Annotated in this window: 15 protein-coding genes; 14 read left to right on the top strand and 1 reads right to left on the bottom strand. The window is 34.1% G+C overall.

The window, feature by feature from the left end; all coding sequences use genetic code 11:
- The first annotated feature begins 294 nt into the window (after positions 1-294).
- The 4 genes from AC0INN_RS07465 (at position 295) to AC0INN_RS07450 (ending at position 3,685) form a co-directional block, all read left to right on the top strand.
- Positions 295-1,254: a PhoH family protein gene (locus tag AC0INN_RS07465; RefSeq protein ID WP_172278510.1), complete on the top strand. Its 960-nt coding sequence runs from the start codon at positions 295-297 to the stop codon at positions 1,252-1,254.
- A 194-nt stretch (positions 1,255-1,448) separates the two neighbouring features.
- Positions 1,449-1,946, top strand: coding sequence for a hypothetical protein (locus tag AC0INN_RS07460; protein ID WP_172278508.1), 498 nt, complete (start codon positions 1,449-1,451; stop codon positions 1,944-1,946).
- A gap of 212 nt (positions 1,947-2,158) precedes the next feature.
- Positions 2,159-2,815 (top strand): outer membrane beta-barrel protein, encoded by a 657-nt coding sequence (locus tag AC0INN_RS07455; RefSeq protein WP_273648200.1) that lies wholly within the window; start codon positions 2,159-2,161, stop codon positions 2,813-2,815.
- Between the two features lie 234 nt (positions 2,816-3,049).
- Complete coding sequence (locus AC0INN_RS07450; RefSeq protein ID WP_172278504.1) at positions 3,050-3,685, top strand: outer membrane protein; 636 nt, start codon at positions 3,050-3,052, stop codon at positions 3,683-3,685.
- Between the two features lie 66 nt (positions 3,686-3,751).
- Here AC0INN_RS07450 and ffh read toward each other — a convergent pair whose 3' ends face one another.
- Positions 3,752-5,113, bottom strand: coding sequence for a signal recognition particle protein (gene ffh / locus AC0INN_RS07445; RefSeq protein ID WP_172278502.1), 1,362 nt, complete (start codon positions 5,111-5,113; stop codon positions 3,752-3,754).
- A 460-nt stretch (positions 5,114-5,573) separates the two neighbouring features.
- Here ffh and atpB point away from each other — a divergent pair, with 460 nt between their 5' ends.
- From atpB to AC0INN_RS07395, 10 genes are all read left to right on the top strand, one after another.
- Positions 5,574-6,701 (top strand): F0F1 ATP synthase subunit A, encoded by a 1,128-nt coding sequence (gene atpB / locus AC0INN_RS07440; protein ID WP_172278500.1) that lies wholly within the window; start codon positions 5,574-5,576, stop codon positions 6,699-6,701.
- A 47-nt stretch (positions 6,702-6,748) separates the two neighbouring features.
- Positions 6,749-6,967: an ATP synthase F0 subunit C gene (locus AC0INN_RS07435; RefSeq protein WP_007844726.1), complete on the top strand. Its 219-nt coding sequence runs from the start codon at positions 6,749-6,751 to the stop codon at positions 6,965-6,967.
- Positions 6,968-7,073: 106 nt separating this feature from the next.
- Complete coding sequence (locus AC0INN_RS07430) at positions 7,074-7,568, top strand: F0F1 ATP synthase subunit B (RefSeq protein WP_172278498.1); 495 nt, start codon at positions 7,074-7,076, stop codon at positions 7,566-7,568.
- 2 nt (positions 7,569-7,570) lie between these two features.
- A complete protein-coding gene (atpH, locus tag AC0INN_RS07425) occupies positions 7,571-8,110 on the top strand; it encodes an ATP synthase F1 subunit delta (RefSeq protein WP_172278496.1) in 540 nt (179 codons plus the stop codon).
- Positions 8,111-8,128: 18 nt separating this feature from the next.
- Positions 8,129-9,706 carry a F0F1 ATP synthase subunit alpha gene (gene atpA / locus AC0INN_RS07420; protein ID WP_172278494.1) on the top strand — a complete coding sequence of 526 codons (1,578 nt, stop codon included), beginning with the start codon at positions 8,129-8,131 and terminating at the stop codon, positions 9,704-9,706.
- Positions 9,707-9,792: 86 nt separating this feature from the next.
- Complete coding sequence (gene atpG / locus AC0INN_RS07415) at positions 9,793-10,656, top strand: ATP synthase F1 subunit gamma (RefSeq protein WP_172278492.1); 864 nt, start codon at positions 9,793-9,795, stop codon at positions 10,654-10,656.
- 105 nt (positions 10,657-10,761) lie between these two features.
- The gene (locus tag AC0INN_RS07410) at positions 10,762-12,120 is read left to right on the top strand and encodes a hemolysin family protein (protein WP_172278490.1); all 1,359 of its coding nucleotides are present in this window, start codon (positions 10,762-10,764) and stop codon (positions 12,118-12,120) included.
- 11 nt (positions 12,121-12,131) lie between these two features.
- Positions 12,132-12,437: an ATP-dependent Clp protease adaptor ClpS gene (locus AC0INN_RS07405; RefSeq protein WP_172278488.1), complete on the top strand. Its 306-nt coding sequence runs from the start codon at positions 12,132-12,134 to the stop codon at positions 12,435-12,437.
- Between the two features lie 129 nt (positions 12,438-12,566).
- On the top strand, positions 12,567-13,181 hold the full coding sequence (gene udk / locus AC0INN_RS07400; protein ID WP_273648198.1) for a uridine kinase: 615 nt from the start codon (positions 12,567-12,569) through the stop codon (positions 13,179-13,181).
- Position 13,182: 1 nt separating this feature from the next.
- A complete protein-coding gene (locus AC0INN_RS07395) occupies positions 13,183-13,536 on the top strand; it encodes an FtsB family cell division protein (RefSeq protein ID WP_172278484.1) in 354 nt (117 codons plus the stop codon).
- Positions 13,537-13,556 lie beyond the last annotated feature (20 nt).

Below are 13,556 nucleotides of genomic sequence, written 5' to 3'. Positions count from 1 at the left end.
ACTCATAAAAAATAATTAAAAAAGAAGCTTACATGAGTTTAAACCTCCTTTTATTACATTGAATATAATATCTTTTAATACTAAGAAAAAGAATTAAAAAGGTACCACATTATACCTGTTACAAGTGTTTATATAATCTATATTGTGGTACCTTTTAAGAGAATTGATATTTTATATAACTAAGAGTTAGCTAATTGTATTATAAAGGTGTTTAAATGAAAATTGTGGATAACAAAATTAATATAAGTATGAAAAAAAAACTTTAAATTTAGATTCTAATAAAAAAATGCTTACATGTTTGAATTAACATATGATTTGGAAGATATCGATGTGAAAATCTTCTATGGAGTTAATAACCAATATTTCAATTTATTAAAATCAAGCTTTCCGACACTAAAAATTACAGGCAGAGATCACTCTATTTTAGCTAAAGGAAATCAGGAAGCTCTGGATATATTTAAACAAAAACTTGATGATATTGTAAAATTTATTTCAAAAAATAATTCTATTGAACTGAAAGATGTAGAGAGTATTCTCAATATTAAGGATGAGAATGAAAAACATCTGATTTTTGATCAGGATATTATTGTAAAAGGAGTCAATGGTAAAATTATAAAAGCTAAAACGACTAATCTTAAAAAACTGGTTAAAGAAACCGAGAAAAAGGATATGGTTTTTGCTATAGGACCTGCAGGAACAGGGAAAACATATACCAGTGTTGCTTTAGCAGCCAGGGCTTTAAGAGATAAAGAGGTTAAAAGAATTATACTTACCAGACCCGCTGTAGAAGCAGGGGAGAGCCTTGGATTTTTGCCGGGGGATCTTAAAGAAAAATTAGATCCTTATTTACAGCCTTTATATGATGCTTTAAGAGATATGATTCCTCACGAGAAACTTGAAGGTTTTATGGAGAAGAAAGTTATTGAAGTGGCACCTTTAGCTTTTATGAGAGGAAGAACCCTGGATGATGCTTTCGTAATTCTTGATGAAGCACAGAATACAACCCATGCCCAGATGAAAATGTTCCTTACCAGAATGGGTATGAACGCTAAATTTATTATAACAGGGGATCCTACCCAAATCGATTTGCCAAGAAATCAGCAATCCGGACTAAAAGAAGCAATGAGGATTTTGCATGGTGTAAATGAAATTGGTTTTGTGCATCTAACTGAAGAGGATGTTGTAAGACATCCGGTTGTAAGGAAAATTATCCTGGCTTATAATGACGAAGAGAAAAGGCTTCGAAATGAATAATCAAACATTGAGGGCCGATTTAAATTTGATGGAAATTAATAGGTTTAATTATTCAGCAAGATTAATTACGCTCACCCTAGTTTAAAATAATTTTAAGCACTTACCTGGTAAGTGTTTTTTTTATCCGTGTTTTAACGGGAGGCAGAATGAAAAATAAACGTTAATTTTGCAGCATCAATCAAAACTATTTAAAAATGAAAAAACTATTATTAGTGGGCGCTTTTGCGCTTTTAGGAAGTGCAGTAAATGCGCAAGAAGGTTTTAAACTAGGAGGACATATCGGAATTCCTGTTGCTGATGCCAGTGATGTTTCATCATTTACTTTAGGTGTAGATGCATCTTATATGTGGAATATTACAAAAGGATTGGATCTGGGAGTTGCTTCAGGGTATTCACATTTCTTTGGAAAGGATAACTTTGATGATTTTGGATTTATTCCGGTGGCTGTTTCAGGAAAGTATAAGTTCTCAGGAGCTCCTGTTTTTGTAGGATTGGATCTTGGTTATGCTATTTCTGTAAAAGACGGAATGGATGGAGGTTTCTATGCACAACCGAAATTTGGATATCAGATGTCTAAAGGTGAATTGTATATAGGGTACCAAAGCATTAGTAACAGACGTGATTTTGGAAGATACAGATCAAGCTGGACAATAGGCGCTGTAAACATCGGATATAATTTCTATTTAAGATAAAATTATTAAAAATTCCGAATTTTAAGGACTCCAATTGCAGAATTGGAGTTTTTTTATTCAAAAATTTGTGAAAAAAATAATATAATATATTAAGTGCATTTTTTTCTTGTAAAAAGCGAGTATTTTTGGATGATATTAATCACGTTAACAAATTTTAATATTAGAGGGACCCACTGTAAATTTGCTCTCAGAAAGTATTAAAATTTTTTAAAATGAAAAAATTATTATTAGCGAGTGCTATTGCACTTTTCGGTTTATCTAATGCTCAGATTGCTAAAGGTACTACATATTTATCAGGATCTGTTGGTTATTCTCAAGAAGAATCTAACAATGGTAATCTTAAAAAAGAAAACTTCAATGTATTACCTACAGTTGGATATTTTGTTAACACAAACTTAGCAATTGGTTTAGGTGTTGGTTACCAAACTGAAAAAACTACAGCTACTACTACTACAACTATTCTTAACACTACAACTGTAAGTGAGAATATCACTAAGAAGCCAGCTTTCGTTGTTGCTCCTTTCGTAAGAAAATACTGGACTTTGTCTGAAAAATTATATATCTTCGGACAATTAGCAGTACCAATGGAGTTCGGAAAAACTAAGTTAGAAAATAACTCAGTATCTACTTCAGGAAATACTACAGTTTCAAACTCTACTTCTAGCGAAGCTAAATACACGCAAATTGGTGTTACTGTGAAGCCAGGTTTAGATTACTTCTTGAACAAGAACTGGTCTATCGAAGCTACTATCGGTGAGTTCGGTTACAACAACTACAAGCCAAAAGATGGTGATGCTACAAACAACTATAACTTCGGATTGAATTTATCTTCTGTAACTTTCGGAGTTAAATATGTTTTTGCTAAGTAATTAGTACATTATTTTACAATAAAAAAAGGTCTGAGCTTGCTCAGACCTTTTTTTATCGCTTTAAATTTCTGAAAACAATGGTGTAAAAGAGATTATAATATTGTTTAATTAAATATTAAATAAATGATAAATTTATGTTAAATTTGCCGCTTGTAACTTTTTATATCAAATGATAACTAATAATGAGTTCTATTTCCACAAATAGAACCCTGTATAAATTAAATTTTAATAACTATGAAAAAACTATTACTAACTGGTGCTGTTGCACTTTTTGGATTATCGAACGCTCAGATGAGTAAAGGAGACTGGGTGATCAGTGGAAACACTGGTTTAGGATTTAACAACATTAATACAACAATTAAAGCTGGCGGACAATCGATAGATGGGCCTAAAGTGAGCACTTTTTCTGTATCTCCTTCAGTGGGGTATTTTGTAATTGATAAGTTAGCCGTTGGAATTGACTTAGGTTTTATGAGTGCTACAACAAAATATCAGGGAATCAAATCTAAAACCAATAATTTTTCTGTAATGCCAACTGCTACTTATTACTTTGTTAATGATAGCAAGTTTGTTCCTTTCCTTGGAGCAGGGATCGGATATTCGTCTGTTAAAAATACAGGTGAAGGAAATTTTGGTGATGGTTCAGTTTCATCTGATACTACTACAGATGGTTTGGCATGGAAGGTAAAAGGAGGAGTAACGTACATGGCGACACAATCTTTAGGGGTTAATTTAGGGGTTTCATATGATCAGTTTTCTAATAAAGAAACAATTATGAATACCGATGTAAAAACTAACGTTAAAACTTTTGGAGTTAATATTGGTTTTTCTTACTTCATTAAATCAAAATCTCAGAAATCTGATAAATAATAATCAGTCAGACTAAAAAATAAAACCGGCTCAATTGAGCCGGTTTTTATATTGATTGATGGATTCCTATTTTCCAAACATTCCGCCCATTCCAGGCATATTAGGCATTTTACTCATCATCTGCATCATTTGTTTACCCTGAGGTCCCTGCATCATCTTCATCATTTTACCCATTTGATCAAACTGTTTCATCAATTGGTTTACATCTTCAATCTTTCTTCCTGCGCCTTTTGCAATTCTTTGTTTTCTTTGCGTATTGATAATAGAAGGTCTTCTTCTTTCTTCCGGAGTCATGGAGTAGATAATTGCTTCAATGTGTTTAAATGCATCATCACTGATTTCAACATCCTTAATAGCTTTTCCCACCCCAGGGATCATTCCCATCAGGTCTTTCATATTACCCATTTTCTTGATCTGATTGATCTGCTTTAGGAAATCGTCAAAACCAAACTCGTTTTTAGCAATTTTTTTATGAAGTTTTTTAGCTTCTTCTTCATCGAATTGTTCCTGAGCCCTTTCTACTAAGGAAACAACGTCTCCCATTCCCAAAATCCTGTCCGCCATCCTTTCCGGGTAGAAAAGATCTAGAGCTTCCATTTTTTCCCCTGTGGAAATGAATTTAATCGGTTTTTCAACTACAGAACGGATCGTTAAAGCAGCACCCCCTCTTGTATCACCGTCTAATTTGGTAAGAACAACACCGTCAAAATTTAATGCATCATTGAATGCTTTTGCAGTATTTACAGCATCCTGACCCGTCATAGAGTCCACAACGAACAATGTTTCATGAGGCTTGATGAAATAATGAACAGATTTGATCTCATTCATCATTTGCTCATCTATAGCCAAACGTCCTGCAGTATCCACAATTACAACATCATGGTTTTTTTCTTTTGCAAACTTGATGGCATTTTCAGCAATGGTAGACGGATTAGTAGCTCCTTCTTCTGTATAAACAGGAACCCCTATCTGGCTGCCCAGTACTTTTAACTGGTCGATTGCAGCGGGACGATAAACATCACACGCTACCAATAAAGGTTTTTTATTCTTTTTAGTATGTAAATAATTGGCAAGTTTTCCGGAAAATGTAGTTTTACCGGAACCCTGAAGACCTGCAATAAGGATTATGGTAGGTTTACCTGAAAGATTAATGCCTTCCTGGGATCCCCCCATTAGATCTACCAACTCATCGTGAACAATTTTAGTCATCAATTGGCCCGGAGTAAGAGAAGTGAGAACGTTTTGTCCCAAAGCCTTATCTTGAACTCTTTTAGTAAGATCCTTTGCTACTTTATAATTAACATCGGCATCTACCAATGCTCTACGAATTTCTTTTACGGTTTCCGCAACATTGATTTCCGTAATTTTTCCACGTCCGGAAATATTATGAAGCGCCTTGTCTAATTTATCCTGTAAACTATTAAACATATGTGTTATAAATTATAGTCTGCAAAAATAAGGATTTTTTAATAATATATATGATATACATTGCGGAGATTTATTTTGCTTAATAAATTATAATTTTATTTTTGCAAAATGAATATTTGGAATAGTTTAATTATTGTACTTTTAATAATAGTCCTTAATAGTATTGTTTATATAATATTTAAAAGATATTTATATGGCAGACCAGACGCGGGGATGAAATTTCTGGTGGTAAACCTTTCAAAAGATCTTGTATGGCTTGTTATTTCTTTGCTTATTATTGATAAAACAAAAGCTAATTTTCTATTTATTGTAATTTGCTTTATTATCGCATCGTTCCTTATATACTTATCTATAATAAAACTCATTAACAAATCTTGACTTTTTTGATGATAAAAATCAATTTTTAATATTGGTAAAGTTTAATAAAATCGATATATTTGCACACGATTAAAAAAGAGATATGAACAGAAAAATTTCTTCATTATTTTTCGCATTTTTATTTGTGTTTATTAGTGGTTTAGCTAATGCACAGCATGAATCTGAAGGTGAGAAGGCAGCTGAAAAAGTAGAGCATACAGAAGCGGAAAAGGGCTTTAATGCGACCAAAATGATCATGGAACACATTGGTGATTCTAACGAATGGCATTTATGGACTACCAAAGATGATAATGGGGAAGAACATCACGTTTCAATTCCATTACCTGTAATTATTAAAGATAATGAAGGATGGCATACTTTCCTTTCTAACAAGATCGCTCACGGTCATGAACATGATGGATATACATTAGAAGAGGGACAAGTGGCTTCTACTAAAGGAATTGAAAAAGCAACTTTGTTTGCATTAATAGGTGGGAAACAAAAATCAGATAAGGTTTACTTTGATCTTTCCATTACTAAAAATGCAGCGTCAATGTTCTTATCAGTGATTTTTATGCTGGTAGTATTCATTGGAATGGCAAGAAACTATAAGAAATCTCAGCTTCCGACAGGTTTTGGAAAAATAATGGAGCCTGTGATCGTGTTTATCAGAGATGAGGTAGCAATCCCGAATATCGGATCAGTTAAATATAAAAGATATATGCCTTATTTATTAACAGCATTTTTCTTTATCTGGTTCAATAACCTTTTCGGATTGGTTCCTTTCTTCCCTGGAGGATCTAATCTTACTGGTAACATTGCAATCACTGCTGTATTGGCTGTTATTACCTTATTGATTACTTTGTTCAGTGCTAATAAAGATTATTGGAAACATATCTTTATGCCGCCGGTACCGATCTTATTATATCCTATTATGGTTCCGATCGAAATCATTGGTATCTTTACAAAGCCTTTTGCGTTAATGATGCGACTTTTCGCTAACGTTACTGCAGGTCACATTATGATCTTGGCTATTATATCTTTGATCTTTATTTTTAAATCTCCGTTTTTAGGATTTGCATCAGTACCATTAGCATTATTTGTTTCTGTATTGGAATTATTGGTAGCTGCCTTGCAAGCATATATATTTACAGTATTATCAGCACTATTTATCGGTATTGCTGTAGCAGAACATGAGCACGAACATGGTCATGAAGAACACGCTCACTAATAGAGCATTATTTTTAAAATAATTTTAACTAATATAATTTATTTATTATGGATTTATCAACTGGAGCAGGATTAATTTACGTAGGAATCGGTTTAGCAGTACTAGGAGTAGGTCTTGGTATCGGTAAAATCGGTGGACATGCAATGGATGCTATCGCTAGACAACCAGAACAAGCTGGTAAGATTCAAGGAGCAATGCTTATTGCTGCTGGTCTTATTGAAGGTGCTGGTCTTATCGCGATCATCTTTGGTGCTTTCATCAAGTAATTTATCCTCAAAAGAGAATATTCTTAGCAGTGAAGCGGTTGGCTGCTGCTAAGAATTTTAAAAAGATATCCATAAAATTATCACATTAAAAAAAGAATTTACAGATATGGGAATTATTGAACCTGGAATTGGACTTTTGTTTTGGATGACGCTTACTTTTGTTATCCTGTTGTTTCTTTTAGCAAAATTCGCTTGGAAACCAATCGTTAATGCAGTAAATGACAGAGAAACTTCTATTGTTGACGCATTAAATCAAGCTAAATTGGCTAAAAAAGAAATGGAAGATCTTAAAGCTGATAACGAAAGAATCATTCGTGAAGCTAAAATTGAAAGAGATGCTATCCTGAAAGAAGCAAGAGAAATTAAAGATAGAATTGTAGGAGAGGCTAAAGATGTTGCTAAAGCTGAAGGAGATAAAATGATTGAAGCAGCTAAACAAACTATTGAGACTGAGAAAAATGCTGCAATGGCAGATATTAAAACTCAAATTGGTGCTTTATCTGTAAATATCGCTGAGTCTATCTTAAAACAAAAATTAGATAACAACGAAGCTCAGAACGAGTTGGTTCAAAATTATTTAAACAAATCTAACCTTAACTAATAATGCTTACATCTAAAGTAGCTAAAAGATACGCACAGGGTTTGCTTGATTTCACAAATGAAACAGGGCAAACGGCTACTGTATTTTCTGAAATGAAAGATGTGGTAAAGCTGATGTCAGTATCTGCGGATCTGAACAAGTTTTTCCTTACACCTTACATTGATGCTAAAAAGAAAATAGAAGTAGCTGATGAGATTTTCAAAGATTTGTCACTTTCTTCGCAGAATTTAATCAAATTGGTTATCAGACAAGGTCGTGAAAGCCAGTTGAAGAATATCGCTCAGGAATTTATCAATAAAGTAGAAGATGTTAATGGTGTACAGAGAATCACTTTAACTACTGCTACTGAGCTTTCAAAAGAAAATATTGATCAGATCTTAGGATCTACAAACCTGGTAAAAAATACTTCAAATTTTGATTTGAAGGTTAATGTAAATCCTAAGATTTTAGGGGGTTATATTTTAAGAGTAGGAGACCAGCAGATCGATGCATCTGTTAAAAGCAAACTTAATCAGGTTAAAAAAGATTTTCAATTAAATTAAGACAAAAACAACCATACAATGGCAGAAATAAATCCGGCAGAAGTATCTGCGATCTTAAAACAACAATTGGCCAACTTCGACACTCAATCTAACGTTGAGGAAGTAGGTACAGTTTTAACCATCGGTGATGGTATTGCTCGTGTATACGGGTTAGAAAACGTACAATACGGAGAGTTGGTTAAATTTTCTAGTGATGTAGAAGGTATTGTACTTAACCTTGAAGAGGACAACGTAGGGGTTGCACTTTTAGGAGAAAGTAAATTAGTAAAAGAAGGTGATACAGTTAGAAGAACAAACAGAATTTCTTCAATTAAAGTAGGGGAAGGTATGCTAGGAAGAGTAGTAGATACTCTTGGTAACCCTATCGATGGTAAAGGTCCTATTACAGGGGATTTATACGAAATGCCATTGGAAAGAAAAGCTCCTGGAGTTATCTTCAGACAGCCTGTAACTGAGCCTCTACAAACAGGTATCGTTGCGATCGACTCTATGATCCCTGTAGGAAGAGGACAAAGAGAGCTTATCATTGGTGACAGACAAACAGGTAAAACGACTGTTGCTATTGATACGATCATCAACCAAAAAGAATTTTTTGATGCAGGGAAACCTGTATATTGTATATATGTTGCAATTGGACAAAAAGCATCTACAGTAGCTCAGATCGTTAAAACTCTTTCTGATAAAGGAGCTTTAGCTTATACTGTAATTGTTGCCGCTAATGCATCAGACCCTGTTCCGATGCAGGTGTATTCTGCTATGGCAGGTGCTTCTATCGGTGAGTATTTCAGAGATACAGGTAGACCAGCTCTTATCGTTTATGATGACTTGTCTAAACAAGCTGTTGCTTACCGTGAGCTTTCTCTTCTATTGAGAAGACCACCGGGACGTGAAGCTTATCCTGGAGACGTTTTCTACCTTCACTCAAGATTATTGGAAAGAGCTGCAAAGGTGATCGCTGATGATAACATCGCAAGCCAGATGAATGACCTACCTGAATCTTTGAAGCCTTTGGTTAAAGGGGGTGGTTCATTAACTGCACTTCCTATTATCGAAACTCAGGCTGGTGACGTTTCTGCGTATATTCCTACTAACGTAATTTCAATTACAGACGGACAGATTTTCCTTGAATCTGATCTATTCAACTCTGGGGTTCGTCCTGCAATTAACGTAGGTATCTCCGTATCAAGGGTAGGGGGTAACGCTCAGATTAAATCAATGAAAAAAGTGTCTGGTACATTGAAACTTGACCAGGCTCAATATAAAGAACTAGAAGCGTTCGCTAAATTTGGTTCTGACTTAGATGCATCTACTTTAGCTGTAATCTCTAAAGGGGAAAGAAACGTGGAGCTTCTTAAGCAGCCGGTTAACTCTCCACTTCCGGTAGACAGCCAGGTAGCAATGATCTATGCAGGTACTGAGAACTTGTTAAGAAACGTTCCTATCAGAAAAGTGAAAGAATTCCAGGCGGAATATATCGCTTTCTTAAGATCTAAGCATCCTGAAACGATGGCTGCTATTAAATCTGGAAAAATTGATAACGAAATTACAGACGTTCTTAAGCAAGCTGCTAACGATCTAGCTTCAAAATATAATTAAAAAATTAGTTGATGGTTTTTGGTTGATAGTTGACAGAAATTTCTAAAACTAGCAACCAACAACCGACAACCAACAACTAACCCAATATGGCAAACTTAAAAGAAATACGAGGAAGAATCAGTTCAATTTCATCTACGATGCAAATTACACGTGCTATGAAAATGGTTTCTGCTGCGAAACTTAAAAAAGCACAGGATGCAATCGTGATGTTAAGACCTTATTCCGAGAAACTACAAGAAATCATTCAGAATGTAAACTCTAGTTCAGATCCTGATCAGGTTTCTATATATGCTCAAAAGAGAGAGGTTAAAAGAGTGCTTTTTATCGCTGTAACGTCAAACAGAGGACTTGCCGGTGCATTTAACTCATCTATTGTAAAAGAGCTTAATATTCAGTTTCAGAATAATTCTCAATACGATATTGAAGTTCTTACAATCGGTAAAAAAGCATATGATGCTGTAAGAAGAAGCCGTACTGTATATGCTAATGAAAGTGCCGTTTTTGATAATTTGAACTTTGATGCAGTTTCTAACCTTACAGAAGGGGTTATGAACAGCTTTAAGGAGGGTAAATTTGATGAGATTTATTTAATTTATAATAAATTCATTAATGCTGCTACTCAGGAAGTAACCAAAGAGCAACTTCTTCCTATCCTGATGCCTGAAACTACTGAACCACAAGTAGAAACAGATTATATCTTTGAACCTAACAAGAATGAAATTTTGGATAACCTTATTCCAAAATCTATAAAAACTCAGGTTTTCAAAGCTGTTTTAGATTCAGTGGCATCTGAGCATGGAGCTAGAATGACTGCGATGCATAAAGCAACAGATAATGCCCAGGCTTTGAAGAATGATTTGGTAATCTTCTATAACAAAGCGAGACAGGCTGCTATTACAAACGAAATCCTTGAGATCGTTTCGGGAGCAGAAGCTTTGAAAAATTCATAAGAAAAATATTTAGTAAAATATTAAAGCATCGAGTATATCGATGCTTTTTTTTGTTATTTTTATTTTCTATATCTTTGTAAAACTAAATTTTATATAATTTTCTAAATGGACTCGGACATAGTCAGGCTTTTGCTAGCCTTGTTTCTTGTATTACTTAATGGCTTTTTCGTAGCCGCTGAATTTTCAATTGTTAAAGTTCGTTATTCGCAAATTCAAATTAAGGCCGCAGAGGGGGACTCAATGGCTAAACAGGCAGAGCACATCATAAAACATCTTGATGAATATCTTTCTGCAACACAATTAGGAATTACATTAGCTTCACTTGCCCTGGGTTGGGTAGGAGAAAGCGCATTACACCATATTGTAGAGAATATCTTTATATCTATCAATTTTCAATTAAGTGCTGCTTCAGTTACTTCTATATCGTTAATCATCAGTTTTGTTCTTATTACGATTATGCATATAGTGTTTGGAGAATTGATTCCCAAATCCATTGCAATCAGAAAATCAGAAGCTACCACGATGGCAACTGCTGTTCCTTTGAGGATCTTCTATACGATTTTCAAACCTTTTATCTGGTTGATGAATTCCATGTCGAACGGGGTTTTAAGATTAATGAAAATCCATCCCGCATCTGAGCAGGAAATCCATTCTACAGAAGAACTTCAGCTTTTGGTAAAACAAAGTGCTGATAGCGGAGAAATAGAAGAGGAAAACTATGAGATTATTAAGAATGCGTTTGATTTTACAGATCACTCTGCAAAGCAAATCATGGTTCCCCGACAGAATATTACATCAATAGATTTTGAGGAAGATATCAACGATATTATCAATAAAATTATGGATAGTGGTTATTCCAGAATTCCCGTATATATAAACTCTATTGATAACGTGATCGGTATTCTCTATACAAAGGAGATTATCAGAGAATTTGTTAAAAGAAAAGGTGAGCTGAATCATGAAGATCTGAAAACCCTTATGCGTGATGCTTTCTTTGTAGTGGGGAGTAAAAAGATTTCCGATCTCCTTAAGATCTTCCAGCAGAAAAAGCAACACCTGGCAATTGTTATTGATGAATTCGGTGGTACCGAAGGTATTATAACACTTGAAGATATCCTCGAGGAGCTGGTGGGAGAAATTCAGGATGAGGAAGATGACGAAGATAAAATTGTTGATAAGATTGGAGACAACATCTATTGGGTTCAGGCTACACAACCTCTCGAAGAAATTAATGAATTCCTGCCTAAAAAATTGGCTCCTTCTGAAGAAAGCGAATATAATACATTAGCAGGATTTATTCTCCACGCATTAGAAGATATTCCTGTGGAAAATCAGGAGTTTGATATTGAAAACTACCATTTTAAAATTCTAAAAATGAATAATAAAAGCGTTGAGCTGGTAGAATTGGTGTATGAAGGTCCAAATGTTATCAATGATTTGGCGGATAAATTAGGGGAAGTTTAAATAATTCTAAAATGATTTTTTATAACAGTATAAAGGATTACGAAAATCCAAAACGCCAGTACGAGGAAGAAGTTCTCGTGTTGGAAGAAACGGATGATGTGTATAAGCTGATTGTACATAATGATGATGTACATACTTTTGATTATGTGATCGACTGCCTTGTGGAAATTTGTAAGCATACATTTGAGCAGGCTGAGCAATGTACGATCCTGATTCATTATAAGGGCAAATGCACTGTAAAAACAGGCTCTATGGATGTACTGAAGCCTATGCATGAGAAATTGATTTCAAGAGAGCTGACAAGCGAAATAGTATAACAAAAACACCGGTATCATTGCCGGTGTTTTTATTTGTATGTGCTTTCCATATAATTTAAAGATGGATTACTTTACTTGCATTCAAGTAAAATAGTATATTTGTACCAACTATATAGAAACTCAAAAAGAATGCTTGTAATAGGAATTGCAGGAGGAACTGGATCCGGCAAAACTACAGTTGTGGATAAAATACTCCAACAGCTTGATATCGAAGGAATGAACATCTTGTCACAGGATAATTATTATCATGATAACCATAATCTTACATTGGCTGAAAGGGAAGCTTTGAATTATGATCACCCGAAGTCTATAGATTTTGAACTGATGTTAAAACACGTCAAAGCTTTAAAAAATAATGAGCCCATTGAACAGCCCATTTATAGTTTTGTTACGCATTCCAGAACCGGAGACCACGTGACTGTAGAACCTAAAAATGTATTGGTTGTGGAAGGTATTTTAGTTCTTACTAATAAAGAGCTGCTGAAAGAATTTGATTTGAAAGTTTTTGTTCATGCAGATTCTGATGAGAGGCTGATCAGAAGAATTAGAAGAGATACCCAGGAAAGAGGTAGAGATTTAAGTGAAGTTTTACATCGCTATCAAACTACTTTAAAGCCAATGCATCAGGAATTTATTGAACCTTCAAAAAATGAGGCTGATCTTATCATCCCTAATATGAAGCAAAATTCTGTAGCGATTGATTTTTTAACTACTGTGATAAAAAACTCGTTGAGAAAACACTAAAATGGCAAATAAATTAATTAAAGACATCCAACCGAAATCCGAAGTCGTTAAACTGCTTCAGAAATACATTGTAAACAGGTATTTTATTACTATCTGTTTGTTTTTAGTGTGGATGATTTTCTTTGATAAAACATCATTTCTGGTAATTAATGAGCTCAATGGTGAGATCAGTAAATACCAGGAACAATTGCAGTATTATAAAACGGAATATGAAAAAAATGATACTTTTTATAAAAAGCTCATGAATAATAAATCTGAAAAAGAAAAATACGCAAGAGAAAATTATTTTATGAAAAAACCTGATGAGGAAATCTTCATTCTTGTTGTGGATAGCACTAAAATATCGAAGAAATAAAATTCATAAAATAAAAGCTC

The organism is Chryseobacterium subflavum (genome assembly GCF_055762745.1).
This window is presented reverse-complemented; position numbering and strand designations above follow the sequence as displayed.

Coding starts and splice junctions, on each gene's coding strand:
- ffh (WP_172278502.1), bottom strand. CDS start 5,113: ATGTTTAATAGTTTACAGGATAAATTAGACAAGGCGCTTCATAATATT.
- atpB (WP_172278500.1), top strand. CDS start 5,574: ATGAACAGAAAAATTTCTTCATTATTTTTCGCATTTTTATTTGTGTTT.
- AC0INN_RS07465 (WP_172278510.1), top strand. CDS start 295: ATGTTTGAATTAACATATGATTTGGAAGATATCGATGTGAAAATCTTC.
- AC0INN_RS07455 (WP_273648200.1), top strand. CDS start 2,159: ATGAAAAAATTATTATTAGCGAGTGCTATTGCACTTTTCGGTTTATCT.
- AC0INN_RS07405 (WP_172278488.1), top strand. CDS start 12,132: ATGATTTTTTATAACAGTATAAAGGATTACGAAAATCCAAAACGCCAG.
- atpH (WP_172278496.1), top strand. CDS start 7,571: ATGCTTACATCTAAAGTAGCTAAAAGATACGCACAGGGTTTGCTTGAT.
- AC0INN_RS07410 (WP_172278490.1), top strand. CDS start 10,762: ATGGACTCGGACATAGTCAGGCTTTTGCTAGCCTTGTTTCTTGTATTA.
- atpA (WP_172278494.1), top strand. CDS start 8,129: ATGGCAGAAATAAATCCGGCAGAAGTATCTGCGATCTTAAAACAACAA.
- AC0INN_RS07460 (WP_172278508.1), top strand. CDS start 1,449: ATGAAAAAACTATTATTAGTGGGCGCTTTTGCGCTTTTAGGAAGTGCA.
- AC0INN_RS07395 (WP_172278484.1), top strand. CDS start 13,183: ATGGCAAATAAATTAATTAAAGACATCCAACCGAAATCCGAAGTCGTT.
- AC0INN_RS07430 (WP_172278498.1), top strand. CDS start 7,074: ATGGGAATTATTGAACCTGGAATTGGACTTTTGTTTTGGATGACGCTT.
- atpG (WP_172278492.1), top strand. CDS start 9,793: ATGGCAAACTTAAAAGAAATACGAGGAAGAATCAGTTCAATTTCATCT.
- AC0INN_RS07450 (WP_172278504.1), top strand. CDS start 3,050: ATGAAAAAACTATTACTAACTGGTGCTGTTGCACTTTTTGGATTATCG.
- AC0INN_RS07435 (WP_007844726.1), top strand. CDS start 6,749: ATGGATTTATCAACTGGAGCAGGATTAATTTACGTAGGAATCGGTTTA.
- udk (WP_273648198.1), top strand. CDS start 12,567: ATGCTTGTAATAGGAATTGCAGGAGGAACTGGATCCGGCAAAACTACA.